24 protein-coding genes are annotated in these 22,850 nt (G+C 56.0%); 17 read left to right on the top strand and 7 right to left on the bottom strand.

What is annotated here, in order from left to right:
* The 6 genes from JaAD80_RS08035 to JaAD80_RS08010 all read left to right on the top strand — a co-directional run bounded on the left by JaAD80_RS08035 (position 1) and on the right by JaAD80_RS08010 (position 3,996).
* The gene (locus tag JaAD80_RS08035) at positions 1–831 is read left to right on the top strand and encodes a hypothetical protein (protein ID WP_102293698.1); all 831 of its coding nucleotides are present in this window, start codon (positions 1–3) and stop codon (positions 829–831) included.
* The gene (locus JaAD80_RS08030; protein ID WP_102293697.1) at positions 831–2,435 is read left to right on the top strand and encodes a tail fiber domain-containing protein; all 1,605 of its coding nucleotides are present in this window, start codon (positions 831–833) and stop codon (positions 2,433–2,435) included. The genes JaAD80_RS08035 and JaAD80_RS08030 overlap by 1 nt, the downstream gene beginning before the upstream one ends.
* A gap of 166 nt (positions 2,436–2,601) precedes the next feature.
* Positions 2,602–2,931, top strand: coding sequence for a hypothetical protein (locus JaAD80_RS08025; protein ID WP_227742029.1), 330 nt, complete (start codon positions 2,602–2,604; stop codon positions 2,929–2,931).
* Positions 2,928–3,365, top strand: a complete 438-nt coding sequence (locus JaAD80_RS08020) for a D-Ala-D-Ala carboxypeptidase family metallohydrolase (protein WP_102293695.1) — start codon at positions 2,928–2,930, stop codon at positions 3,363–3,365. Before JaAD80_RS08025 ends, JaAD80_RS08020 begins: the two co-directional genes overlap by 4 nt.
* On the top strand, positions 3,362–3,757 hold the full coding sequence (locus JaAD80_RS08015; protein WP_102293694.1) for a hypothetical protein: 396 nt from the start codon (positions 3,362–3,364) through the stop codon (positions 3,755–3,757). Before JaAD80_RS08020 ends, JaAD80_RS08015 begins: the two co-directional genes overlap by 4 nt.
* Positions 3,754–3,996: a hypothetical protein gene (locus tag JaAD80_RS08010; RefSeq protein WP_102293693.1), complete on the top strand. Its 243-nt coding sequence runs from the start codon at positions 3,754–3,756 to the stop codon at positions 3,994–3,996. The genes JaAD80_RS08015 and JaAD80_RS08010 overlap by 4 nt, the downstream gene beginning before the upstream one ends.
* Here JaAD80_RS08010 and JaAD80_RS30200 read toward each other — a convergent pair.
* A complete protein-coding gene (locus JaAD80_RS30200; protein ID WP_146012306.1) occupies positions 3,977–4,546 on the bottom strand; it encodes a hypothetical protein in 570 nt (189 codons plus the stop codon). The two genes, JaAD80_RS08010 and JaAD80_RS30200, sit on opposite strands and share 20 nt — an antisense overlap.
* A 197-nt stretch (positions 4,547–4,743) precedes the next feature.
* Positions 4,744–6,216, bottom strand: a complete 1,473-nt coding sequence (locus tag JaAD80_RS30195) for a hypothetical protein (protein WP_146012305.1) — start codon at positions 6,214–6,216, stop codon at positions 4,744–4,746.
* 146 nt (positions 6,217–6,362) lie between these two features.
* Between JaAD80_RS30195 and JaAD80_RS08005 the strand changes: the two genes are divergently transcribed.
* The 3 genes from JaAD80_RS08005 to JaAD80_RS07995 all read left to right on the top strand — a co-directional run bounded on the left by JaAD80_RS08005 (position 6,363) and on the right by JaAD80_RS07995 (position 8,894).
* A complete protein-coding gene (locus JaAD80_RS08005) occupies positions 6,363–7,046 on the top strand; it encodes an SOS response-associated peptidase (protein WP_102293692.1) in 684 nt (227 codons plus the stop codon).
* A gap of 71 nt (positions 7,047–7,117) precedes the next feature.
* Positions 7,118–7,591, top strand: coding sequence for a LexA family transcriptional regulator (locus JaAD80_RS08000; protein ID WP_102293691.1), 474 nt, complete (start codon positions 7,118–7,120; stop codon positions 7,589–7,591).
* A gap of 1 nt (position 7,592) precedes the next feature.
* Positions 7,593–8,894 (top strand): Y-family DNA polymerase, encoded by a 1,302-nt coding sequence (locus JaAD80_RS07995; protein WP_102293690.1) that lies wholly within the window; start codon positions 7,593–7,595, stop codon positions 8,892–8,894.
* A 318-nt stretch (positions 8,895–9,212) separates the two neighbouring features.
* On the opposite strand, the gene JaAD80_RS07990 is transcribed toward JaAD80_RS07995, so the two are convergent.
* Positions 9,213–9,491, bottom strand: coding sequence for a hypothetical protein (locus JaAD80_RS07990; protein ID WP_102293689.1), 279 nt, complete (start codon positions 9,489–9,491; stop codon positions 9,213–9,215).
* A 291-nt stretch (positions 9,492–9,782) separates the two neighbouring features.
* Here JaAD80_RS07990 and guaB point away from each other — a divergent pair, with 291 nt between their 5' ends.
* The 3 genes from guaB to JaAD80_RS07975 all read left to right on the top strand — a co-directional run bounded on the left by guaB (position 9,783) and on the right by JaAD80_RS07975 (position 14,519).
* Positions 9,783–11,243, top strand: coding sequence for an IMP dehydrogenase (guaB, locus tag JaAD80_RS07985; protein WP_092804372.1), 1,461 nt, complete (start codon positions 9,783–9,785; stop codon positions 11,241–11,243).
* 70 nt (positions 11,244–11,313) lie between these two features.
* On the top strand, positions 11,314–12,924 hold the full coding sequence (gene guaA, locus JaAD80_RS07980) for a glutamine-hydrolyzing GMP synthase (RefSeq protein ID WP_102293688.1): 1,611 nt from the start codon (positions 11,314–11,316) through the stop codon (positions 12,922–12,924).
* Between the two features lie 398 nt (positions 12,925–13,322).
* A complete protein-coding gene (locus JaAD80_RS07975; protein ID WP_102293752.1) occupies positions 13,323–14,519 on the top strand; it encodes a site-specific integrase in 1,197 nt (398 codons plus the stop codon).
* A gap of 4 nt (positions 14,520–14,523) precedes the next feature.
* On the opposite strand, the gene JaAD80_RS07970 is transcribed toward JaAD80_RS07975, so the two are convergent.
* From JaAD80_RS07970 to JaAD80_RS07965, 3 genes are all read right to left on the bottom strand, one after another.
* On the bottom strand, positions 14,524–14,793 hold the full coding sequence (locus JaAD80_RS07970) for an AlpA family transcriptional regulator (protein WP_258002867.1): 270 nt from the start codon (positions 14,791–14,793) through the stop codon (positions 14,524–14,526).
* A 279-nt stretch (positions 14,794–15,072) separates the two neighbouring features.
* Positions 15,073–15,558, bottom strand: coding sequence for a hypothetical protein (locus JaAD80_RS30190; protein ID WP_146012304.1), 486 nt, complete (start codon positions 15,556–15,558; stop codon positions 15,073–15,075).
* A 189-nt stretch (positions 15,559–15,747) separates the two neighbouring features.
* Positions 15,748–16,533, bottom strand: a complete 786-nt coding sequence (locus JaAD80_RS07965) for a DUF1845 domain-containing protein (RefSeq protein WP_146012303.1) — start codon at positions 16,531–16,533, stop codon at positions 15,748–15,750.
* A gap of 864 nt (positions 16,534–17,397) precedes the next feature.
* Between JaAD80_RS07965 and istA the strand changes: the two genes are divergently transcribed.
* Entirely contained in the window at positions 17,398–18,924 is a 1,527-nt protein-coding gene (gene istA / locus JaAD80_RS07960; RefSeq protein ID WP_102293751.1) for an IS21 family transposase, read from the top strand.
* Positions 18,917–19,720: an IS21-like element helper ATPase IstB gene (gene istB / locus JaAD80_RS07955; RefSeq protein WP_102293685.1), complete on the top strand. Its 804-nt coding sequence runs from the start codon at positions 18,917–18,919 to the stop codon at positions 19,718–19,720. The genes istA and istB overlap by 8 nt, the downstream gene beginning before the upstream one ends.
* A gap of 114 nt (positions 19,721–19,834) precedes the next feature.
* On the opposite strand, the gene JaAD80_RS07950 is transcribed toward istB, so the two are convergent.
* Complete coding sequence (locus tag JaAD80_RS07950; RefSeq protein ID WP_102293750.1) at positions 19,835–20,779, bottom strand: LysR family transcriptional regulator; 945 nt, start codon at positions 20,777–20,779, stop codon at positions 19,835–19,837.
* Between the two features lie 131 nt (positions 20,780–20,910).
* On the opposite strand from JaAD80_RS07950, the gene JaAD80_RS07945 reads away from it, so the two are divergent.
* From JaAD80_RS07945 to JaAD80_RS07935, 3 genes are read left to right on the top strand one after another with little or no spacing between them, the layout of a single operon-like run.
* Complete coding sequence (locus JaAD80_RS07945; protein WP_102293749.1) at positions 20,911–21,486, top strand: YceI family protein; 576 nt, start codon at positions 20,911–20,913, stop codon at positions 21,484–21,486.
* Between the two features lie 39 nt (positions 21,487–21,525).
* Complete coding sequence (locus JaAD80_RS07940; RefSeq protein WP_102293684.1) at positions 21,526–22,134, top strand: FMN-dependent NADH-azoreductase; 609 nt, start codon at positions 21,526–21,528, stop codon at positions 22,132–22,134.
* 28 nt (positions 22,135–22,162) lie between these two features.
* Positions 22,163–22,750: an NADPH-dependent F420 reductase gene (locus JaAD80_RS07935; RefSeq protein WP_102293683.1), complete on the top strand. Its 588-nt coding sequence runs from the start codon at positions 22,163–22,165 to the stop codon at positions 22,748–22,750.
* The last annotated feature ends 100 nt before the right edge of the window (positions 22,751–22,850 follow it).

Genomic DNA, 22,850 nt, shown 5'->3' with positions numbered 1-22,850 from the left:
ATGACTAATTTACGCATCATCTACGACAACGCCGCTGACCGTGCCGTGCTCGCCGCATCAAGTCAGGCTGGTGCGCTGGGACCGGCCAACCTGCAGCGCGAGCGCAAGTCGGCGGTGCTGCGCTCGGCGGGCACGGCGCAGACCATCACCGCCACACTGCCGTTGGGCGAGATTGTCGGCGGCGTGGTGCTGCCGTTCTGCAATCTCACCTCGAACGCCACAATCCGCGTGCGCGGCTTTGCCGAGCCTGGCGACGCGGTGCCGGTGATCGATACCGGCAAGGTGCTGGCATGCGCCTATGCGCCGCTAGGCGGCTGGGACTGGGGGGCCACCGCGTTGGCCGTCAACGCCTTTTCGTTCGGCGGCGGCACCTACGCGCGCGCCTGGTTCCCGCGTCGGACGGCGCGCTACTTTGTCATCGAACTCGCCGACCCCGGCAACCCGGCCGGCTATATCGAGTGCTCGCGCTTGGTGATGGGCAACTACTGGGAGCCTGACGTCAACGCCAGCTATGGCGCCAGCGTGACGCCGGTCGACACGTCGACGCAATACCGCAAGGGGTCAGGAGAGCAAGGCGTGGAGGCGGGCAGTGCGTATCGCAAGCTGACGCTCGCGTTTGAGCACATGACGCCGCTGGACCGGGCCAGCGTCTGGCGCCTGGTGCGCGGCAGCGGCAAGCGGCGGCCAATCCTGGTGAGCCTGTTTCCAGATAATGCCGATCCCGAACTGGAGCAAGCCCACCAGCTATATGGCCGCCTCAGCGACCTGGCCGGCATTTCGACGCCGTATTTTGACACCTATGCAACATCGCTTGATATCGAGGAATTGTGATGGAAGACATTTTTTACCCAGGCATGCCCGATTGGCTCAACGCGCTCAATCAGCTGGCGAAGGGGCAGTTGCAGCCAATTCAGATCGACTGGAACGCGGCACCGGGTTCCGTCAAGGCGATCTTGAACAAGCCGGACCTGACGTTAAAGGTAGATTCCCGAAACCCAGTCCTGAGCGGCGTGATTGGCGGGGACATGTCGAACGGAGTGCACGATGCTAGGGTGTTGTTTCGGACGACAGCAGCTAACGCTGCAACAACACTGGGTGTGGTCCCGAATGGCGCCGGGCCGGCGGCTAGCATCAACTTCTATGCCGAAGATCATCCGGCAAACTGCTCTGTGGCCCAGGTGTCCATGATCGCCGGCGACTGCATGCGCCTAAGCTCGGCGATGATCGGCACCGGGACGTATTTGCCGATGAAGTTCTACACGGCGGGTTTTGAATCAATGGTAATCGGGGTGGCCGGGAATATCTCAATCGGATCGAATCGTTCGCAAGACAATGGCCCGCGTAGTTTCGATGTGCAGAACCTGTCGACAGTCGGTACTCCATCTGTCGTTCTGCGGTGGGTCACAAGCGCTGCTTCTGGCTCCGGTACGGCGGCTTTTGAAGTAACCAAGACAAAAGCGGGCGCTGTGGTGCTGGCTAATACCGAGGCAGCAAATTCGGCTACGTTGCAAATAAAAACGGTAGCATCGAATGCAGTGTTGTTTACCGGTGGTTTTCAGGTCAATTCAGCAGTGTCGAACACGATTGTTTCGCATTCCGACTCTGGCTATGCAGCGTTAGGTCTGGATGCAGCTGCCGGAACTCCCTCGTATTTGTTCAGCTACGGCGCTGGGGTGGAGCACGCGCGGGCCTGGTTCGATAATAATGCGACGTTAGGGGCGTTCAACATTTCTGTAAAGCGCGCGGGCCAGCTAAAGAATATTTTAGTTGTGCAAGGGGATTACGTCTATCCGGCTGAAGACAATACTATTGGATTAGGCAGTTTTAATAGGCGATGGACTAATGTATATGCCGCTACAGGCGCGATTCAAACGTCCGACGCCGAGCACAAGACGGCGGTTATTCCTCTGGATGAACGAGAGATTTCTGCCGCGATGGACCTGGCGAAGGAAATTGGTAAATATCAATTTCTCGACGCAGTTGCCGAAAAGGGGGAGCAGGCGCGCTATCACATTGGCATGACAGTGCAACGTGCAATCGCGGTAATGGAAGCTCATGGTCTTGACCCGCTGACTTATGGCTTTATCTGCCACGATGAATGGGGTGAAGTGGTGATCGAGCATCCTGAAATCAAAGCACCAGACATTCATCACCCGGCTGTAACGATGCACCACGCTGCATCTGATGCATGTGAAGCTTATGACGAAGTGATCGTCGAAGGATTTATGGAATCGGGGGCCGTACAGCAGGGGGCCTTTCAGGAAGTCCGACCAGCTGGGAGTATCTATAGCTTCCGGCCGGACCAATTGAATCTGTTCATCATGCGGGGGCAGGCCGCGGCACTTCTCGAAGACCGGAAAGTGATCGCGCAAATTCACGCGCAGCTGGAGACTGCACTGGAGCGCATTGATGCGCTGGAAGCCCCGACTGCGTAAATGCAGCATCGCACCACAGGCCGCCTTCGGGCGGCTTTTTTCATTTCCACCACCTGAAAGGCACTACATGGCCCTCGAAACAACCGCCGCCGGCGGCGCACTGATCAAAATTTTTGGTATCCCGGTCCTGGCCGGCGCTGCCGCAACCTCACTCGGATTCATGTTCATGTGGCCAAAAACAGCCAAGGAAGCGGGCGTGCGCTTCTTCGTCACCATTCTCTTTTCCGCCCTGATGGGCCCGGCTCTGGTCGTGGTCGTGCGTAACTGGATGCCGGGCCTGTTCGACAGCGCGCGCGCCGTCGCTGTGCTGTACGGCAGCGACCCGGCGCTGGGCTTCCTGTTCATCGCCGCGCCGCTGATGGTGGCGGCCGGCTTGCCCGCCTGGTGGGTGCTGGGCGCCACGGTACGCTGGTTCGACAAGCGCCGCGACAAGGATATCGGCGAGCTGGCGCGCGACGCGGCCGCCGTCGTCAAGGATGTGCGGGGTGGCCTGTGAACCTGAGCCCACATTTCAGCCTGGCAGAACTGGTCGCCTCGCAGGTGGCCACCCGCAAAGGTATCGACAATACGCCGGCGCCCGCAATCGTCGCCAACCTCACGCGCCTGGCCGCGCTGCTGGAGCAGGTGCGCGCGCTGGTGGGCGCGCCCATCACTATTTCCAGCGGCTACCGCTCCCCGGCGCTCAACCGGGCGGTGGGCGGCGCAGCCAGCAGCGCTCACGTGCTGGGCCTGGCCGCCGACATCAGCACCAACAAGCTGGCGCCCAAGGCGCTGGCCCTGCTGATCCGGCAGAGCGGCATTGTCTTCGATCAGCTGATCTACGAGGGCACGTGGGTGCACATTGCCCTGTCGGCTGGCGCGCCGCGGTGCCAGGTGCTGACAGCCAAGTTTGCCAGCGGCGGTGTCAGCTACGTGGCGGGCATCGTATGAGCGCCCTAGGCACGCTGGCGGGGGCCGCCGTTAGCGGAATCTGGAAGGCGGCGGCCATCGTCCTGGCCGGTGCGCTGCTGGCGGTGTCCAGTTCCACCGGCACGGGCTGGTGGCTCGCCGCTGGCGAACGGGATGCAGCGCGCGCGGCGCTGGCGCGGGAGCAGGGTGTCAGCGCTGCGCTGCGCACATCGATCGGCGAGCAAAACAGCGCCATCGATGGCATGGCCAAGGCAACCCTGGCGGCGCAGGAGCGCGGCGCTGCGGCACGGGCGGCGGCCGCTGCCAAGGGCAAGAAGTATGATGCCGCCCTGACGCAAGTCAGCGGCGCGCGCGCCGCAACGTGCGACGAGGCGATGCCGGCCGTCAGGCTGCTGCTGGAGGGCGTGCGATGAAATGGATGCTTATATTGCTGCTGGCCGGCTGCGGCAGCGCGCCGCTGGCGCCGCAGCGCGTCGAAGTTCCCACCTCTACACCATGTGTAAAGGTGGTGCCGCAGCGCCCGGCCTACGATTTTGACCAGCTGGCACCATCGGCAACGGATGGTGAGATCGTCTTGGCGCTGGCGAGAGATTGGCCGCGCGGTCGGAAGTACGAGGACGAACTGGGAGCAATTATTGCGGGCTGTCGCTGAATGGTAAAAACTGCCTGATTTTTTCATCGTGGCGTTTTTTTAGAAAAGCAATATGATCCCATCCATGCGGGGGAGATTCTGGCCTACCTAAATTATATTCGCTTCGAATTTTTGAAGCTAATTGGGCGGCTCGATAACCACATAGCCCAGCCTGAGCGCTCGGTTCGTTTGTGCCCTCATTGGCCAAGTCAAGGTCGATGGCAAATGAAATTGCGCCATTTGCATCTCGTAATTCGTTTTCAAAAGAAAGTACTTTATTCACAATATGCAGTGGGAATAATTGCCACTCAACTTCTGGAAGTGTTAGCAATGGCATGGCATTGAAGGGCGCGCCGGCAGTTCCTTGTGATGCGTCATAATTGGATTGGTTATTAATGGAGTCGGCGCATTCGATTGAAAAGCGCTCAAGAGCTAAGCATAGACGCAAACCTTGATATTTTACTTTCTCTCTCTTGCTTCCTCGCTCCTTGTATGCTATGGCTAGTTGATTCAAAATAAATGTTATTATTGCTGCACTAGTCGAAAATGATAATATTTGTATTAAATTCATATGAATGTACGTAAATAATTTATCGGCAATATTTAGAAGGCAGCGAAGTTTTATTGAAATTCAACTTCATGGTTCATGAAATAATTTCCATTGTTATCATTATTGTTTCATATTATTCTCCACTAATTTGTGTTTTTAATTTGTTTCTTTTGTAAATAAACTCATATGATTTATTATTCCAGTATTTTGAATTTTCGTTAATTAGATTTATTCCGTCGTTGAAATTGTTTTCGCATATTTGTCGCAAGGTATTGTTCAAGTATGGAGCGCCTTTTTTTTTCAATATGCATGCTGAATAGCATGCATTGGGTTTCTGGTTTGCTATCCTTTATTACGGATGATTTCAAGATTTCATTTATACTATGTTTTTTTTGCGACTCCATTTCGATAAGCATTTCCAAATCATCAATGGTTATGTAGTAAATATTATTTAGCGGTATTGGGATATGTCCGAATTTTTTAATTAATGTATCTGAAAGTTCGGGGTATATTAATTCTTGGATTGTCGTTCCTGATGAAATATAATGATCTTGATGTACGACAACTAATAGAAAATTCTCACCGGTGTCCAATGTCTTATTTTGCGTAAGGGTATGGCAACATTCCTGCCCTTGAAATATCGCCTTGATGTAGCTTGCCTCTAGGCTTCTTTTTAAAACATCAGGATCGTGTGATGTGGTTACCAAACTATTTGGTTCAATCGCTTTTGAGTCTAAGTAAATATTGACGTCCCCGATAATTATGAAGTCTACGATTTTAGATTTTTTTCCAAGTTTCTTGTATATTTCACTAATATCTGCTTCATTTAAGTGAGTGATTCCATGATTTTTAAATAACTCATCAATGTAATTCTCCATGGTTTTTCCAAAGTTATTTTTGAAATGAATGTCTCCTGCCTTTAGTGTCCTTGAAACGAAATCTGATGCGGATCTGAGGAATAAATCTTTTTCGATGAATGAAATAGAGTCCTCGTTGATTAGAAGTGGCTTGTTGATAAGCGGCGTATCAGCAAAGTATTCCCAGATTGGATTTTCATCTAATTCAAAATTCTTCAGGTAGCTTGATATGTTTCCCGGCTTCAATGATAGTAGCTTAATTGTTGCGGCTATCTCTTCTATACTTATTTTTGGTGATAGTTGAGTTACCAAATTGCTAAAATTTATATATTCTATTTTTTTAGCCAAGGGTATAGCGCATGCGGAAATATAGAACGCTATCGAGTAAAAACTACTAAGTGAAATCCCAGTAATTTTTTTAAAACTTACATTGTAAGGTGAGTCATCTTTTCCTTCGAACCAATATTTTTGTCGACTTAATGTTATTAGGTAATGTTGATAATTTTTTTGTGGTATTGTTTGCTGCATTAACATTACTCTTAGTTTTAAACCAAAATTTCCATTAGGGTTTAAATTTGCGGCAAGATTCTGCACCTTGAAAATTTTGTTGATGATTTTCGAGAACTCTTTCGCGGAAATTTTTATTTTATTATGGCCTTTTGAAAGCATGCTCCATTTTATTAATAGGTAGATTATGTGTGGCATCGCCCTTGCACGTTCTTCATATCCAATCCCTATGCTCGAAAGATACCCTAATGATTCATTTAGGATTGAGTGTTTTGAATAATTTCCAATTTCTGAGATTATTTTTTTTATGGATTCATTGTAGGTCATATGTAGAATTTTAGTGATGGCGTGATATTTGGTAATTTTTTTGAGTAAAGTATAATTTGGCTTATTGTATTTCGTTAAAATATTTGTGGAATATTTAAACTGATATCACGATTGTGAAAATTTGCTATTCAAGATATTATCATTGAATGTGTGCTGACTACACCCCCAGCGGTAAAGAACAGATCGAAGACCGCTTCGGTGTTCGATCGTCTCAACTCGATCTCCCGCCTGAAGCATGGCCCGGCTACATGGCGCCCATCCTGCGCGGCTCGCACGAGGCGCCCGGCGAGATGGAAGTCGCCCCGGCTATGTTCGGCATGGTGCCCCACTGGGCTGACCATAAGCTGGCCCGCCAGACCTACAACGCTCGCACCGAGACAGTGGCCAGCAAGCCATCCTTCCGCAGCGCCTGGAAGCGTAAGCAGTTCTGCATCATCCCGGCGGCCAACTTCTTCGAGCCCAACTACGAAACAGGCACGCCCGTGCGCTGGCGCATCGAACGCGCCGACGGTGGCCCGGTGGCCATTGCCGGCATCTGGGAATATCGGCCGGCCGACCAGCTGCTCTCGTTTTCAATGCTGACGATCAATGCCGACGGGCATCCGCTGATGAAGCGCTTTCACAAGCCGGACGACGAAAAACGCATGGTGATGATCCTGGACCCGGACCAATATCAGGGCTGGCTGAACGGCTCGCTGGTGTCCGAAGAGGATGTTTATCGGCAGTATCCCGCGGAGCTGCTTGTCGCGCAGCCCGACCCGTTGCCACCTCGGACAAGAGCGAAACCGGCCGCGAAGGCTGACTCGGCGCCGCCAGACTCACTTTTCTAGAAACAATTTTATACTTCCTGTTTCTTGCTTCGGTCGATATACTGTATAAAAACACAGTATATTGGCCAGCCATGAATGCAACATTATTAATACTTCAACCTAGCCAGCCCGGTGTGTCGCAGTCGCCACTGCCGCTAGCACAGTACCCAATTGCCAGTGCGCGGCCGGAGATTTCGCACCGTATATCCGCGGGGTTCCCGTCGCCGGCCGCCGACTACACAGAGGACGGCCTGGACCTGAATGCGCTGCTGGTGCAGCACAAGGCAGCCTCATTTTTCTTTACGGTCGAGGGCGACTCGATGCGCGACGCCGGCATACTGGATGGCGACAAGGTGGTGGTAGACCGCTCCGTCGCGCCTTTGCACGGTCACATTGTCATTGCCGTCATCGATGCCGAATACACCCTCAAGCGCCTTTATTGTCAGCGGGGTAGGGTAGAGCTGCGTCCTGACAACCCTGCATACAAGTCGATTTGCCTGGCCGAAGGTAGCGAGTTGCAGATATGGGGTGTGGTGACGGGCGTCGTGCGAAAGCTGCGGGTGTGAAATGGGCGACCCGACCAAGCAGATTTTTGCGCTTGTCGACGTGAACAACATGTACGTCAGCTGCGAGCGCGCCTTCAATCCCCGCTTGCGCGATCGCCCGGTGGTGGTGCTGTCCAATAACGATGGCTGCGCCGTGGCCAGGTCGAACGAGGTGAAGGCCCTGGGCGTGCCGATGGGAGCGCCGTGGTTCCAGATGCGCGACCTGGTGCGCCAGCACGGCATCGTAGGCCTTTCCTCCAATTACACCTTGTACGCGGACATGAGCAATCGCATCATGACCATCCTTCGGACCTACAGCCCCAATGTCGAGGTCTACTCGATCGATGAATCGTTTCTCAGCCTGAACGGCCTGGGCGGCCTTTGGGATTCGCCGACAGCCATGGGGCAGGATATCCGCGCGAAGGTGGCGCAGTGGACCAGCTTGCCCGTATGCGTCGGTGTGGGGCCGTCGAAGACCTTGGCCAAGCTGGCCAACCACGTGGCAAAGAAATTTCCTCTATTTAACAGCGTTGCCGACTTCACGACCATGTCGGATGCCCGGACCGCCTGGTTACTGCAGCGCATCGACGTTGGCGAGGTATGGGGAGTCGGCAGGCGCATTGGTGCCAAGCTGCGGGCCATGGGCATCAGCACGGTGCAGGATTTGAAGGATGCGCCGCCCAGCACCATGCGGGCCCACTTCGGCGTCGTGCTCGAGCGCACGTGTAATGAGCTGCGCGGAATTTCCTGCCTGGAGCTGGAAGAGGTGGCACCGCCGCGCAAGGAAATTGTGTCGTCGCGTTCCTTCGGCACAATGGTCATGACGTGCGCCGAGCTGGGCGAATCGATATCCACCTATGCCGCGCGCGCCGGCGAGAAGCTGCGTGGCCAGCGCTCCCTGTGCGGTGCCGTGCATGTTTTCGTGCAAACGAACCGGTTCCGTGAAAAGGACGAGCAATACAGCAATGGCATTACCATCCCGCTGGTTGAGCCCAGCGCGGACAACCGCGCGCTGGCCGGAGCGGCGCTGCACGGCCTGGGCATGATCTTTCGCGAGGGCTTCAAATACAAGAAGGCCGGGATCATGCTGATGGACCTGCGGCCGGACACCCAACGCCAGGGTGTCCTGTTTGATGCGGACCCCGATCGTGCGCGTTCAGTGCGCGCCATGGAGGCGCTGGATGCCCTGAATGAACGGTTCGGCCGGGATACTGTGCACCTCGGTTCGGCCGGCCTGGTCAGGCGCTGGACAATGTTGTCGGAAAACCGCACGCCGCGGTATACGACGAACTGGATGGAGCTGCCGAAGGTGATGGCGCATTAGCGTCTACGGTTCTGGATTCAGTAATATTCAATTGAAAATTTGGCAAAGGTGTAGGGATATGGGCAAGCATCGAAGACCTCTAAGTAGTGCAGAGTTGACGGAAATTCGTATAAGAAGCGACTCGCCAGATATACGTGCGCTGCTTTGGGAAATTCACCGCATGAGACAGATCGCAGGAAGGGCAGACCAGCTAGATCGCAGTCTTGGGCCGCGAGTCGGCGCCTTGGGCCTTATCCGGGCGGAGCTGCGCGTACTGCTCGATAACGAGCCGTGCATTGTGGAAATGCCGCGTATTGACCTAAGCTCAAGGTAGTAGCGTTAGCGAACCCGTTTCTCGCACATTGAGCCTGATGAGGCCCAGCCGGCCACGCGCTGCTGCTGGTCGACCAGCACAACGAGTTGGCAGCCGACGGCCGCGCTGCCATAGTTCAGCTGCAGGTAATCGCCCTGGTACTGGTAGGTGGCAGGCGTGCCGTAGCGGGCGGCGAGGGCGAAGCTGTCCAGTCCGATCAAGTCGCCTCCATGGCGCTCGTTAATGCCGCCAGCAGCGCAGCTGAGTAGGCCAGGTAAAATGAGGATGCCCAGCGCAGGCTTCATTGCAATTTTCCATTTTGACGTTATGCTTGTGGGTGACGCGCTCCATCGTTGAGTATGTTGTGGCCCGCGCCGTTGATCTTGCGCAGGCTCATAGAAGTGGCCACGTCGGTCAGCAGAGCGGTTAAATATCCGGGCGAAATTTGGGCGAAAACGCAGACTTTTCCAGACTTTTCCAGACATTTTAAGGAAAGCGAAAACGGCATTCGTACTATGTCTACAGCGGTTTGCGAATGTTTAAGACAGGAATCACGAATTTCTGTATAATCTGCTTTTGCGCCAATAGGAAATGCTATGCGTCTACTTCAAAAAGCACTCACATTCGATGACGTGCTGCTCGTCCCAGCCTACTCCAACGTTCTGCCCGCCGATACGTCCCTCAAAACTCGCCTGACCCGCAACATCACCCTGAATATTCCCTTGCTGTCCGCAGCCATGGACACGGTGACGGAAGCCCGCCTCGCGATCGCGATGGCCCAGGAAGGCGGCATCGGCATCATTCACAAGAATTTGAATCCGAAAGACCAGGCACGTGAAGTGGCCCGCGTGAAGCGTTTCGAAGCCGGCGTGCTGCGCGACCCGATTACCATTCCGCCGGATATGAAAATCCGCGACGTGATCGCCCTGACGGAACAATATGGCATCAGCGGTTTCCCTGTTGTCAAAGGCAAGGAAGTCGTCGGCATCATCACCAACCGCGACTTGCGTTTTGAACAGGAACTCGACGCGGAAGCCTCCGCCAAGATGACCCCGCGCGAAAAACTCGTGGTCGTCAACGAAGACGCCGATACGGCCGAAGCCAAGCGCCTGATGAACAAGCACCGCCTCGAGCGCGTGCTGGTCGTCAACGACGCGTTCGAACTGCGCGGCCTGATCACCGTCAAGGATATCCAGAAGTCGACTTCGCACCCGTTCGCGTCGAAAGACAGCCAGGGCAAGCTGCTGGTCGGCGCTGCCGTCGGCGTTGGCGCCAAGGATGAAGAGCGCATCGACCTGCTGGTCGCCGCCGGCGTTGACGTGCTGGTGGTCGATACGGCCCACGGCCACTCGCAAGGCATCCTCGACCGCGTGAAGTGGATCAAGACCAAGTACCCGCAAGTGGAAGTTATCGGCGGCAATATCGCCACGGCCGCCGCCGCCAAGGCACTGGTCGAATACGGCGCTGACGCCGTCAAGGTCGGCATCGGTCCTGGCTCGATCTGCACCACGCGTATCGTCGCTGGCGTGGGCGTGCCGCAAATCACGGCCATTTCGAACGTGGCTGAAGCACTGGAAGGCACGGGCGTGCCGTGTATCGCCGACGGCGGTATCCGCTTCTCGGGCGATATTTCCAAGGCGCTGGCCGCTGGCGCCTCGACCGTCATGATGGGTTCCATGTTTGCCGGTACGGAAGAAGCACCTGGCGAAGTGATCCTGTACCAGGGCCGCAGCTACAAGTCCTACCGCGGCATGGGTTCGCTGGGCGCGATGTCCGATGGTTCGGCTGACCGCTATTTCCAGGACGCCACCATGAAGGCCGATAAGTTCGTGCCTGAAGGTATCGAAGGCCGCGTTGCCTACAAGGGCAGCGTGCTGGCGATCATCTTCCAGCTGGTGGGCGGCGTGCGCCAATCGATGGGCTATTGCGGTTGCGCCACCATCGACGAACTGCGCGAGAAAGCGGAATTCGTGGAAATCACCTCGGCCGGCATGCGCGAATCGCATGTCCATGATGTGCAGATCACGAAAGAAGCGCCAAATTATCGCTCCGAGTAAGCGGTAACGAAAGTCCAGACCGGCGCCCAGTGCGCCGGTTTTGCAATTGACCTTGAATAAAGCTCCGACCATGCATTCTAAAATCCTCATTCTCGATTTCGGTTCCCAAGTCACCCAGTTGATCGCCCGCCGCGTGCGCGATTCCGGCGTGTTTTCCGAAGTCTTCCCGTATGACGTCAGCGACGAATTCGTGCGCAACTATGGCGCCGCCGGCGTGATTCTGTCGGGCAGCCACAATTCCACCCTGGACGGCGACTCGCCGCGCGCGCCGCAAGCCGTGTTCGAACTGGGCGTGCCTGTGCTGGGCATCTGCTACGGCATGCAAACCATGGCGGCCCAGCTGGGCGGCCAAGTTGAAAACGGCCTGGTGCGTGAATTCGGCTACGCCGAAGTGCGCGCCCGCAGCCATACCAAGCTGCTCAATGGTATTGCCGATTTCGTCACCGACGAAGGCCACGGCATGCTGAAAGTGTGGATGAGCCACGGCGACAAGGTATTGGAAATGCCGCCAGGCTTCAAGCTGATGGGCAACACCCCGAGCTGCCCGATCGCCGCCATGGCCGACGAAGAGCGCCAGTTCTACGGCGTGCAGTTCCACCCGGAAGTGACGCACACGGTGCAGGGCAAGGCCATCATCGGCCGTTTCGTGCATGAAATCTGCGGCTGCAAATCGGACTGGAACATGCCTGACTACATCAGCGAAGCGGTGGAAAAGATCCGCGCGCAAGTGGGCACGGATGAAGTCATCCTGGGTCTGTCCGGCGGCGTCGATTCGTCCGTCGCGGCAGCACTGATCCACCGCGCCATCGGCGACCAGCTGACCTGCGTCTTCGTCGACCATGGCCTGCTGCGCCTGGACGAAGGCAAGATGGTGATGGACATGTTCGCCAAGAACCTGGGCGTGAAAGTCATCCGCATCGACGCGGAAGACCAGTTCATGGGCCACCTGGCCGGCGTTGCCGACCCTGAGCAGAAGCGCAAGATCATCGGCCGCGAATTCGTCGAAGTGTTCCAGGTCGAGTCGGGCAAGCTGGTGAATGCCAAATGGCTGGCGCAAGGCACGATTTACCCGGACGTGATCGAATCGGCCGGCAAGGGCAAGAAAGGCCAGACCATCAAGAGCCACCACAACGTGGGCGGCTTGCCGGACACCATGAAGCTCAAACTGCTCGAACCCCTGCGCGAACTGTTCAAGGACGAAGTGCGCAAGCTGGGCGTGGCCCTGGGCTTGCCGCATGACATGGTTTACCGTCACCCGTTCCCAGGCCCTGGCCTGGGTGTGCGCATTCTCGGCGAAGTCAAGAAAGAATTCGCCGACCTGCTGCGCCGTGCCGACGCCATCTTCATCGAAGAGCTGCGCAACACGCCGTATGAGCCGGTCGTGGTGCCAGGCTTCGACCAGGATAGCGTGCCGACCAATTGGTACGAAGCGACGAGCCAGGCGTTCGCCGTCTTCCTGCCAGTCAAGTCGGTCGGCGTGATGGGCGATGGCCGTACCTACGAATACGTGGTGGCCCTGCGCGCCGTGCAAACGCAGGACTTCATGACGGCCCACTGGGCACACCTGCCGCACAGCTTGCTTGGCAAGGTCTCCAACCGCATCATCAACGAAGTGCGCGGCATCAACCGTGTCGTCTACGATATTTCGGGCAAGCCGCCGGCGACCATTGAGTGGGAATAATTACCCGTCCGGCACCGTAAGGTAACGCCGGGTCATTGAAACAGCTAAGCCCCTGATTTTTCAGGGGCTTTTTTTATTTTGTTTGGCAAACGCAAGCAATCCACGGCAGAGCCAAGCGCGGCTTTTTGTGGGTATGTTTGTAGGTACTCAAATTGCCGTGAGGAATATTTAACATTTGGTTCTTACTGTCCATTTCCACGGCGAGGGTATCAATGAGGGTATTTTTTGTGCTAAGTAATTGATTTTAAAGTTAATTTTAGGTTCCTGGAAACCTCGGCGGGGTGAGGGTATCTGGACCTCGTCAATGGCGGCCGATGTAACTTTTTTTTCGGCTAAGTGATTGATTGTTTGAAATGAATCCGGTGCCAGTACAGACTGAGTATGAATGGGAGGTGCCCATGCTGACCGATACGAAATTGAAGAACCTGAAACCAGCAGAGAAAGCCTACAAGGTGCCGGATCGTGATGGTATGTATGCAACGGTCCTTCCCAGTGGCACGATCTCGTTTCGCTATAACTACCGCGTCAATGGCCGATACGAAACCTTGGTTCTTGGACGATACGGGGCGGGTGGCTTGAGTTTGCAAGAGGCGAGGGAGCGCCTGCAGGAAGCGAAGAAAGCGCAATCGGCAGGCAAGTCCCCGTCGCGGCTCAAAGCCCAATCGCGCAATCAGCTGGCCGATGGGGAGCCTTTCAGCGTGTGGGCCGAACGTTGGTTAGTAAAGTACAAAATGGCGGAGTCGACGCGGGATATGCGGCGCTCGGTGTACGAACGCGATCTGAAACGCCCATTTGGCAGTCTCCTGCTGCATGAGATTACGCACAACGAGTTGCGTTCCGTATGCGATGCCATCCTCGCACGTGGCGCCCCTGCGACGGCCGTGCATGCGCGCGATATCGTCAAACTGGTCTTCAAGTATGCGGAACAACGCGGACAACAGATAATCAACCCGGCGGATCTGGTGGCTCCCTCATCCATTGCCGTATTTGAGCCGCGCGACCGCGCCTTGGGTGCCGAAGAGATCGCGCTGTTCTACGAATATATCGAATACGTGCAGTGCGCGCCGACCTTGCGCCTGGCTTGCAAATTACTGTTGCTTACCATGGTGCGTAAGTCCGAACTGACGGACGCAACATGGACCGAGGTCAATTTTACCGATGCTCTGTGGACCATTCCGGCCAGGCGGATGAAGCGTCGCAATCCCCATAACGTCTATCTGTCACGCCAGGCGCTCGATATGTTCGTCGCGCTACGTACCTGCGCGGGTACGTCCCCTTACATTTTGCCGTCGCGCTATGACCCGGATGTGCCGATGAATGGCGCTTCGCTTAATCGTATTCTGGTGTCTGTCTGCGCTATAGCGCGAGACTGCGGGAAGCCGCTGGCCGACTTCTCGCCGCATGATTTGCGGCGAACGGCATCGACCCAGCTGCATGAAGCCGGCTACAACACCGATTGGATCGAAAAATGTCTCGCACACGAGCAGAAGGGGGTGAGAGCTGTGTACAACAAGGCTGAATACTCAGTCCAGCGCCGGACCATGCTGCAGGAGTGGGCAGACATGATCGACGCCTGGACAAAGCCGAGAGATTAAGGTGTTACTTGGAAGGGCGGCGTGGTACTGGGTGTGCCTGCGGCACGCCGGGCAGACGGGCGGCCGTCTGCTGTTCGGCGATCCATGCGTCCACCTCTTTGAGGTCCCAGGCAACCAGGCGCGAGGTAATGGTAAAGCGCCGGGGAAATTGCCCTCTTTTTTCAAGGTTCAGGATGGTGCGCTCGCATAGCGGCACTTTTTGCAGCAACTGGCGGCGTTTGATGAGAACCCGGCCCGGTACCTTGAGTTCACTCTCGGTCAGGACACGTGCCACGCGAAGTGGGCGGCCGACTTGCGGTGTGGAGCGACGCCGGCGTATGAGACCGCCGACATATGCCCGCTGGCCAGCGATAGGGAGCATCGAGGTGGGAAAGGGCGATTGGTTCGAAGGGGGGGGTGTATTTCATGATGACTTGTCTCCATGAGCGATGAAAGATGAAAGATGAAAGATGATTCTGCGCCATGGTGTCTGTGCTGATCATGGACATCAAGTTGAAAACCGGCTTAGTCAGCTGGCAATTCAAGGCATTTAGTGGTTGGCGCGATACCTATGTCAGGGACGCGTGGTGGATGGACGATCACGCTGTGAGAAACGGTTGCCATGGCCATCGGCATAGCCTTCGGGATGTCTTCTCCGCTCCGGACCCTTGTGAGGTGTCCCTGTGCGTCGAACACTGGTTACCGCGCTACTGCGATGCTGCTGGCAGCGTAGGCCGGAACAACAGAGGTGGGCAGTGCGCTGGACGGCTTTTAGCGTTGGCACGAACATCTCTTCGAAAAGGTGGAGCGTGCCGGCGCAGGAACGCCATTCAATACAGAGCGGCGCATGTGTGGCAATGATGTCCAGCGCGATGCTATGGCTGAGTCCGTAAAATTCCCGCTCTTCATCTGTTAAAACCCCACATGCCAGCACCACCTTGTCGTGAGCATGGCACCATTCGATTAGGCGCCGGACATCCTGCGGGACGAACCTGGATACCTGCTCGATCACTATTGTTTCTATGCCGCTTGGTAGTTGCGGCATATCCAGAGGCGACATGCCGTCGCCCCCTGGTTCCACTCGATAGGACGGACCAAACGCGGTTTGCATCGCCGCTAAGCACCATGCCGGTGCTACTGGCGCTTCACTGCGGAGTAACATTGTGAGGCACATGGCATCCTCCGTGCCAGCTGGTTGATGTAATAGTCTTCCTATCCGGGATGCCGGTAGGAAGGCTTGTAAGGCTCGTCAGGGGCTTGTCGGCACTTCGTCGCCAAACGGAGTGGCTGGAGTGCTTAAAACGCGCCCAGGGACCGGATTTGGCTCTGGGTGGTCTGGTGATTGATGCGCTCCATTGAAGGCGGACGAGCCAGCTGAGCCATCGCCCGGGGAGGGCGGAGTGCTCGGTGCGGTGGGTTTGCGCTCGGATACGGGCAGGGCATTGATGCGTTTGAGTAGACCGAGGGACAGCGCGCGCGTGGTGGCGGTCACTGCCCGTACGGTTTTCTTGATCTGCGATTTTTCGTTGATCAGTTCGCTTGTCGAGATCGCCTCATCAATGCACAAGGTTTCGAGCATGGGCATGAGCTGGTCGACTTTGCTGATCAATTCCAGTAAGCGCCTGCCGAACATGGAAAACACTTTCGCTTCGATGGCAAGTGGTTCGATGTCATAGCTAGCCAAGTCGGTGATGCCGTGTTGATGGCACAGTTTTTCGAAAGCGACGATACGCTGGTTCGCCAGGGCGATGCGCGCGTCGAGCATGGTGCGCAATTCCTGTTCCACTTTATCGACATCCTCGGCTGGTAATTTCATCCTGGCAAAGACGGAAATAAAATGGAAATTCGCTTGTGATACATAGAAGCAACGCAGGTACAAGCGCTTGCCTTCAGGGCTGGCGAGCGTGATATTGACCTTGCGGCTCGCTGATTCGACGCGTGTCAGATCGGCGACGGCCTCCTTGGCCAGCAACTTCCTGTTGGTTTCGCCTTGATCTCGCGTGACGATCAAATGGGTGGGAGCTGGGTGGTTCATGGTGATGTCCTCAATAATGCCCATGGGGCTACATGACATGGTGTACTCGCCATTCCGGTGATTCAAGAGGAATGCACGGAGCTTTGGAAGCGTATTTGCGAGTACTACGCACGTCAGCTAAGGAATGTCGAAAAACGTTTTGATAGGTAAGCAACCGCGTGTTTCTACATCCGCCGATGTGCCGGTAGCATTTTTCGTCGAACCTAAGTTGACACGCAGGTGAGGGCAGCCTAAAGTCAGTCAATGTTTGCAGTAGCTAGCCCTGCATCGTCCGGCAAGCCTTATCAATTGCGCCCATCGCGCTGCTGTACCGATTGGACAGTCACCTGTTACCAGGTGCGACGTCCGTGTTCCTGAATGCCGAGAGTTTTTTGACGCGCCACGCGCACCGCGCAGTTACGTCAAAGCACTTTGCATGCGTTTTCAGGACGGTAGCTGGCATCCCCGCCGAAACGGCATCAGCCGACAGTATCAAGCCAGTCAATTGAAGTTCCGGTGCGTCGCAGCAACCGGATGATTTATTTCCCCCTTTGGGACGATGCGTCCCGCGAGGGAGTCGCCTCGTCTCTCTTTCTTGTGCGAGGCAATCATGAGCAGATCTCAGATCAACCATTGTCGCGTCCTTCAGGGTAGGACCACACCTTCCCAGCCGGACGTGTTACGGGCACCTGTGAGCAAGGTATCGGCGTGCGAAAGCCACGACGATGTGATTGAATTTTCAGAAGAGGAGTTGGTGGCATTGCACTGGTTGTTGACGCCGACCGAAAACTGACCCACCTATAGGCCTTCTGCCGACTTAAAATTGACCCAGGTGTTCTACTACTCCCGCCTAATTTTTGGGCAGGAGATAAAAAGGTGATCACCATGGAAATGTTAGGCAAAGTTCGACGGATGTATTTGCGCGATAAGCTATCGCTTCACGAGATTTCGAGGCGCACGGGGTTGTCCCGCAACACGCTGCGCAAGTGGGTCAGAGTCCCCGAAGAGAGTGTGGCGCCGCCGCTCTATCAACGAGAGCAGAAGCCGACCAGATTGAGTCCCTATCACGCCGTGCTGGAGCAAGCCCTCAAGGCCGACGCGCACCGCATCAAACAGAACCGGCGCAGCGCCAAGGCCTTGTTTGCGCAAATCACGACCAGCGGTTACGCGGGCAGCTATAGCCGCGTCACCGATTTCATCCGCGACTGGCGCGCCACCGGGGGTAAGGCGCCGCATGCATTCGTGCCGCTGTCCTTCGAGCTGGGCGAGGCATTCCAGTTCGACTGGAGCGAGGAAGGCCTGGTTATCGGCGGCAACTACCGGCGCATTCAGGTGTCGCACCTCAAGCTATGCGCCAGCCGGGCATTCTGGCTCGCCGCTTACCCGAGCCAGGGCCATGAGATGCTGTTCGACGCGCACACCCGCTCCTTCGCGGCGCTGGGCGGGGTCAGCCGGCGCGGAATCTACGACAACATGAAGACGGCGGTCGACAAGGTCAACAAGGGCAAGGGACGCATCGTCAATGCGCGCTTTGCCTCGATGTGTTCGCACTACCTGTTCGACGCTGACTTCTGCAATCGCGCTTCGGGTTGGGAAAAAGGCGTGGTCGAGAAGAACGTACAGGACAGCCGCCGCCGGATCTGGCTCGATGCGCAGAGTCGCCAATTCTGCTCGTTTGCGGAACTCAATGCCTGGCTGGGCGAGCGCTGCAAGGCGCTATGGAGTGAATTGCGTCACCCGGAATATCCAACCTTGAGCGTAGCCGATATGCTCGAACAGGAGCAAGCGCAGATGATGCCCATGCCCACTCCGTTCGACGGCTATGTTGAGAAGCCGGCGCGCGTGTCGAGCACCTGCCTGGTCACCGTGCACCGCAATCGCTATTCGGTGCCTTGCGAACTGGCCGGGCAGATGGTCAGCGTGCGCCTGTATCCAGCGCGTGTGAGCATCGTCGCCGGCGATGCCATCATCGCCAGCCATGAGCGGCTGGCCGACCGAGGCTGTGTGCGCTACGACTGGCAGCACTACATCCCGCTGGTCGAACGCAAGCCAGGAGCGCTGCGCAACGGTGCGCCGTTCGCCGACCTGCCGGCGCCACTGATGCAACTCAAGCATGGCCTGATGCGGCATGCAGGCGGCGATCGCCTGATGGCACAGGTGCTGGCTGCCGTACCCACGGCAGGCTTGCCAGCGGTGCTGGTGGCGGTGGAGCTGGTGATCGAGTCCGGCGTATTCAGCGTTGAGCATGTCGAGAACGTGCTGGCGCGGCTCAACGCAACACCGCCGCCGGCGAGCGTAGAAACAAGTCTGCAACTGAAGGAGTCGCCGGTGGCCAATACCAGCCGTTACGACAGCCTGCGCGCCATCGACGACAAAGCGGCGAACAGCGCGCAGGAGGTCGACCATGCATGACGTCGCGAAGGAATTGAAGGACCTGCGCCTGCATGGCATGGTCAGCGCCTGGACGGACTTGCTGGCGCAAGGCGAGGACTCGTTGGCGTCTTCCAAGTGGCTCATCGAACATCTGCTGCGCGCCGAGTTTACGGAGCGTGCCATGCGTTCGGTCAGCCATCAAATGACGGCGGCGAAGTTCCCTGTCCACCGGGATCTGGCCGGCTTCGACTTCGATTCGTCGAAAGTCGATCAGGCACTGGTGCGGCAGCTGGCCACGCTGACATTTACCGATACGGCGCAGAACGCCGTGCTGATTGGCGGACCCGGAACCGGCAAAACCCACCTTGCCACTGCCATCGCGGTATCGGGCATCGCTTCGAAGGGTAAGCGGGTCCGGTTCTACTCGACAGTCGACCTGGTCAACTTGCTGGAGCGGGAAAAGCGTGAAGGCAAGGCGGGACGTATCGCTTTGTCTCTGATGCGCATGGACCTCGTGATCCTCGACGAGCTCGGCTATCTTCCGTTCAGTCAAGCCGGTGGCGCCTTGCTGTTCCACCTGCTGTCGAAGCTCTACGAGCACACCAGCGTCATCATCACAACCAACCTTAGCTTCGCCGAATGGTCGAGCGTGTTCGGCGATGCAAAGATGACCACGGCGCTGCTGGACCGACTGACTCACCACTGTCATATCGTCGAAACAGGGAACGAATCTTTCCGTTTCCAGCAAAGCAGCATCGATGCCAAAGGGCGCATCAAGGCCAGGGAGCAAAGGTGCAAGGGTGGGAAAGGAGCATCCCCGGAGGAGCCGTTCTGAAAATTGCGCTGCAGTTGATGTGATTAATAGTATAAATCGTTTATATAAATAACTGCGGCGCAGTAAATGGAGGGCAATTCGCTATGGGCTTCGCCCCGTGCGAATTGCCCTTTGCTATTTCGTACGCTTATCCACAACCGCTGTTTCAAAACTCGGCGACTGTCCTGCTGACCAGCCCTTAAGATGGTCTATAAACCACCGTCCTGCAGGCCCTGGAGGAGCAGCTGCTTGATGGACAGCGGACATTGCCAATGGATAGCCGGAACGTGGCATGTCGTCTACTTCCAACACGATCAATGCCCCGATATCTATGTCATGCTCTACTAAGTGAAGCGGCATGCTGCCCCATCCCACGGAGTCCCTCAGAAAAGCGTATTTGGTTGAAAGGTCCGCCAATCTCCACGTGGACGGCGACATCACACCATAGTCTCGCCCCGCCGATAGCTCTGACCTGTCCGTCAATACTAATTGCACGTACTTTGCAAGCTCGGACTTAGGAATTCGTCCACTGAACTGTGCGAGAGGATGCTCTTTCGAGGCGACGACTACTAGAGGTATTTCCCCCAATCGTTCACTGACAAGTGAGGGGAATACGCCAGGAAGTGCGCCCAAAATACCGAGACTGCAGCGTCCGTCCAGGATAGGCTGATAGCCGGCTCCAAGTCCTTCTACAAAAAGCCGCAGCGGCGTGAATGGAAACTTTTCCGCAAATGCTTTCACGGTCGCACTGACGGCATAGGTCGGAAAGAAGACGTCCACAACAACAGAGAGCTCAGCTTCAAGCCCAGCCGCCATCAATTTAGCCCTGGCCTTTAGCGTATTCACTCCCGAAACGATGTGGCGAGCATCGGCCAATAACAGAACGCCTTCGGCGGTTAGTTTCGGGAACCGACCAGTGCGGTCGAACAGCACCACCCCGATTTGCGCTTCCAGAGCGCTGACCCAGCCGCTAACCGCAGACTGGACCCGGTTTAGCTTCCTGGCTGCAGCCGAAAAACTGCCTTCATCCACAGCAGCGATAAAGGTTCTAAGTTGGTCCAACGACACACCGTCCAGCATAGCCACTCCCAATCCATCCCAAAAATAGATGGTTCACATCTCAATATATCATCTTTTCTAATCTCCCAATGCCGCGCATCATGAGTCTCATTGCAAACCCCGTTCCCTATCATTTTCTAAAGGAGATTTTCATGCGTACTACTCTTATCGCTGCCGCTCTGGCCAGCTCGGCTCTACTCAGCACCGCTCATGCCGAGGTGGCGACCTACACCATTGACCCAACACATACCTTCGTGACTTTCGAAGTACCGCACTTTGGGACATCGACGAATCGAGGTCGTTTCGACAAGAAGCAGGGGACCATCGTCCTCGACAAGGCAGCAAAAACGGGCAAGGTCGAGTTGACACTCGAGACCGCATCCATCAACACCGGCACGGTGCCATTCGATAAGCATCTGCAAAGCGACAACTTCTTCGATTCCGCCAAGTTCCCTGAGGCGAAGTTCGTTGCAAACAATTTCAGCTTCTCAGGCGATAAAGTCAGCGAAGTCGTCGGGCAACTTACCCTCTTGGGAAAAACGCGTCCGGTGATGCTGAAGTCGAGCAACTTCAACTGCTACATAAACCCCATGCTCAAGCGCGAAGTGTGCGGTGGCGATTTCGAAACCACTATCCAGCGCAGCCAATGGGGCATGGGTTGGGGTGTAGACATGGGCATCCCCGACAGTGTGAAGCTCGCAGTGCAAGTCGAAGCGGTCAAACAGTAATCCATTCGATAAATTATTTACCTAAACCCGAGGCAAACTATGCATATCCTTCATCTTGATTCCAGCGTACTTGGCGCCGCTTCCGTGAGCCGCCAACTCTCCGCCGGTATCGTCGCTCGCTATCATGCGCAGTATCCGGACCTCACCATCGTTTCGAGAGACCTCGCATCCGACCCGGCCTTGCACCTTTCCGGGGCGCACATGGCTGCTTTCCAGGGAGCCGTTGTGGATGACGCTACCATGATGGCAGACCTTACTAAAGGCAATGCCTACATGGATGAACTGTTCGCGGCGGACGTCATCGTAATCGGCGCACCGATGTACAACCTGTCGATTCCTACATCGCTGAAGGCGTGGATCGACCGCATCGCAATCGCCGGCAAGACCTTTCAATACACGGCGACAGGCCCCGAGGGCTTGTTGAAGAACAAGCGTGCTTTCATCGCGTCGGCGCGTGGAGGTGTCTATTCGGCTGGTAGTCCCGCCGCAGCGTTGGAACACCAAGAGAGTTACCTCATCGGGCTGTTGGCCTTCTTGGGGATCACGCACGTGACAGTTGTACGCGCAGAAGGCATCGCCTTTGGTCCAGAGGCCAAAGAAGCTGCCGTATCCCAAGCATTGAAAGATATCGCAGCAATCCCTGCATAAAAATCTCATAACTCTTTAGGAAATTATCATGACCTATTCCATCATCGGTTCCGGCAACGTTGGTACAGCATTGGCCCGTCAATTCACCCGCAATGGCATCCCAGTTGGCATCGCCAACACCCGTGGCCCGGACTCTCTGGCCGAGCTCGCAAGCGAACTTGGAAGCAACGTAACGGCACTAAGCCTGCAAGATGCAATCAAGGCTGATTTCATCATTCTGGCCGTGCCATTTCTCGCACACACATCAGTAGCGTCTGCAGCCTTGAATTGGGCTGGCAAGACCATTGTCGATGCTATGAACACCTACGGTGTGCCACCAGAAATGCTTGCGGGCAGAGCCTCAAGCGATATCGTTGCAGCGGCATTCCCTGGCGCCAACGTAGTCAAAACGCTGAATCAATTGCCGGCAAAACTCCTTGCTTCACCGCCTGCCGAAGGTAGTGGTCGTCGCGTTATGTTTGTCGCAGGCAACGATGCCAACGCTACCGCAGCAGCTGTCCAGTTGGTAGCGGACCTCGGCTTCGCGCCCATCATGCTGGGAAAGCTTAACGAAGGAGGTGTTTTGCTCGAGAAAGGCGGCCCGTTGGTCCTTCAGAACCTAGTCAAATTGGGGTAAGGCTACTCAACAGGAGCCTTGGGGCATCGAGGCTCCTGTCCACCGAGTTAAATGCGGCATTGACGACTCGGTTGGCGCGGGAGAGCGCTTTTTGCGATTC

This window comes from Janthinobacterium sp. AD80 (assembly GCF_002878455.1).
GTDB lineage: Bacteria > Pseudomonadota > Gammaproteobacteria > Burkholderiales > Burkholderiaceae_D > Janthinobacterium.
Note: the sequence above shows the minus strand (reverse complement) of the source record. Positions and strands in the feature narration are given on the sequence as shown.

Bases quoted from the DNA above. Each gene is read 5' to 3' on its own strand.
- JaAD80_RS08035 (WP_102293698.1), top strand. From the start codon at position 1: ATGACTAATTTACGCATCATCTACGACAACGCCGCTGACCGTGCCGTG.
- JaAD80_RS08030 (WP_102293697.1), top strand. From the start codon at position 831: ATGGAAGACATTTTTTACCCAGGCATGCCCGATTGGCTCAACGCGCTC.
- JaAD80_RS08025 (WP_227742029.1), top strand. From the start codon at position 2,602: ATGTGGCCAAAAACAGCCAAGGAAGCGGGCGTGCGCTTCTTCGTCACC.
- JaAD80_RS08015 (WP_102293694.1), top strand. From the start codon at position 3,362: ATGAGCGCCCTAGGCACGCTGGCGGGGGCCGCCGTTAGCGGAATCTGG.
- JaAD80_RS08010 (WP_102293693.1), top strand. From the start codon at position 3,754: ATGAAATGGATGCTTATATTGCTGCTGGCCGGCTGCGGCAGCGCGCCG.
- JaAD80_RS30200 (WP_146012306.1), bottom strand. From the start codon at position 4,546: ATGAATTTAATACAAATATTATCATTTTCGACTAGTGCAGCAATAATA.
- JaAD80_RS30195 (WP_146012305.1), bottom strand. From the start codon at position 6,216: ATGACCTACAATGAATCCATAAAAAAAATAATCTCAGAAATTGGAAAT.
- JaAD80_RS08005 (WP_102293692.1), top strand. From the start codon at position 6,363: ATGTGTGCTGACTACACCCCCAGCGGTAAAGAACAGATCGAAGACCGC.
- JaAD80_RS08000 (WP_102293691.1), top strand. From the start codon at position 7,118: ATGAATGCAACATTATTAATACTTCAACCTAGCCAGCCCGGTGTGTCG.
- JaAD80_RS07995 (WP_102293690.1), top strand. From the start codon at position 7,593: ATGGGCGACCCGACCAAGCAGATTTTTGCGCTTGTCGACGTGAACAAC.
- JaAD80_RS07990 (WP_102293689.1), bottom strand. From the start codon at position 9,491: ATGAAGCCTGCGCTGGGCATCCTCATTTTACCTGGCCTACTCAGCTGC.
- guaB (WP_092804372.1), top strand. From the start codon at position 9,783: ATGCGTCTACTTCAAAAAGCACTCACATTCGATGACGTGCTGCTCGTC.
- guaA (WP_102293688.1), top strand. From the start codon at position 11,314: ATGCATTCTAAAATCCTCATTCTCGATTTCGGTTCCCAAGTCACCCAG.
- JaAD80_RS07975 (WP_102293752.1), top strand. From the start codon at position 13,323: ATGCTGACCGATACGAAATTGAAGAACCTGAAACCAGCAGAGAAAGCC.
- JaAD80_RS30190 (WP_146012304.1), bottom strand. From the start codon at position 15,558: ATGTCGCCTCTGGATATGCCGCAACTACCAAGCGGCATAGAAACAATA.
- JaAD80_RS07965 (WP_146012303.1), bottom strand. From the start codon at position 16,533: ATGAACCACCCAGCTCCCACCCATTTGATCGTCACGCGAGATCAAGGC.
- istA (WP_102293751.1), top strand. From the start codon at position 17,398: ATGGAAATGTTAGGCAAAGTTCGACGGATGTATTTGCGCGATAAGCTA.
- istB (WP_102293685.1), top strand. From the start codon at position 18,917: ATGCATGACGTCGCGAAGGAATTGAAGGACCTGCGCCTGCATGGCATG.
- JaAD80_RS07950 (WP_102293750.1), bottom strand. From the start codon at position 20,779: ATGCTGGACGGTGTGTCGTTGGACCAACTTAGAACCTTTATCGCTGCT.
- JaAD80_RS07945 (WP_102293749.1), top strand. From the start codon at position 20,911: ATGCGTACTACTCTTATCGCTGCCGCTCTGGCCAGCTCGGCTCTACTC.
- JaAD80_RS07940 (WP_102293684.1), top strand. From the start codon at position 21,526: ATGCATATCCTTCATCTTGATTCCAGCGTACTTGGCGCCGCTTCCGTG.
- JaAD80_RS07935 (WP_102293683.1), top strand. From the start codon at position 22,163: ATGACCTATTCCATCATCGGTTCCGGCAACGTTGGTACAGCATTGGCC.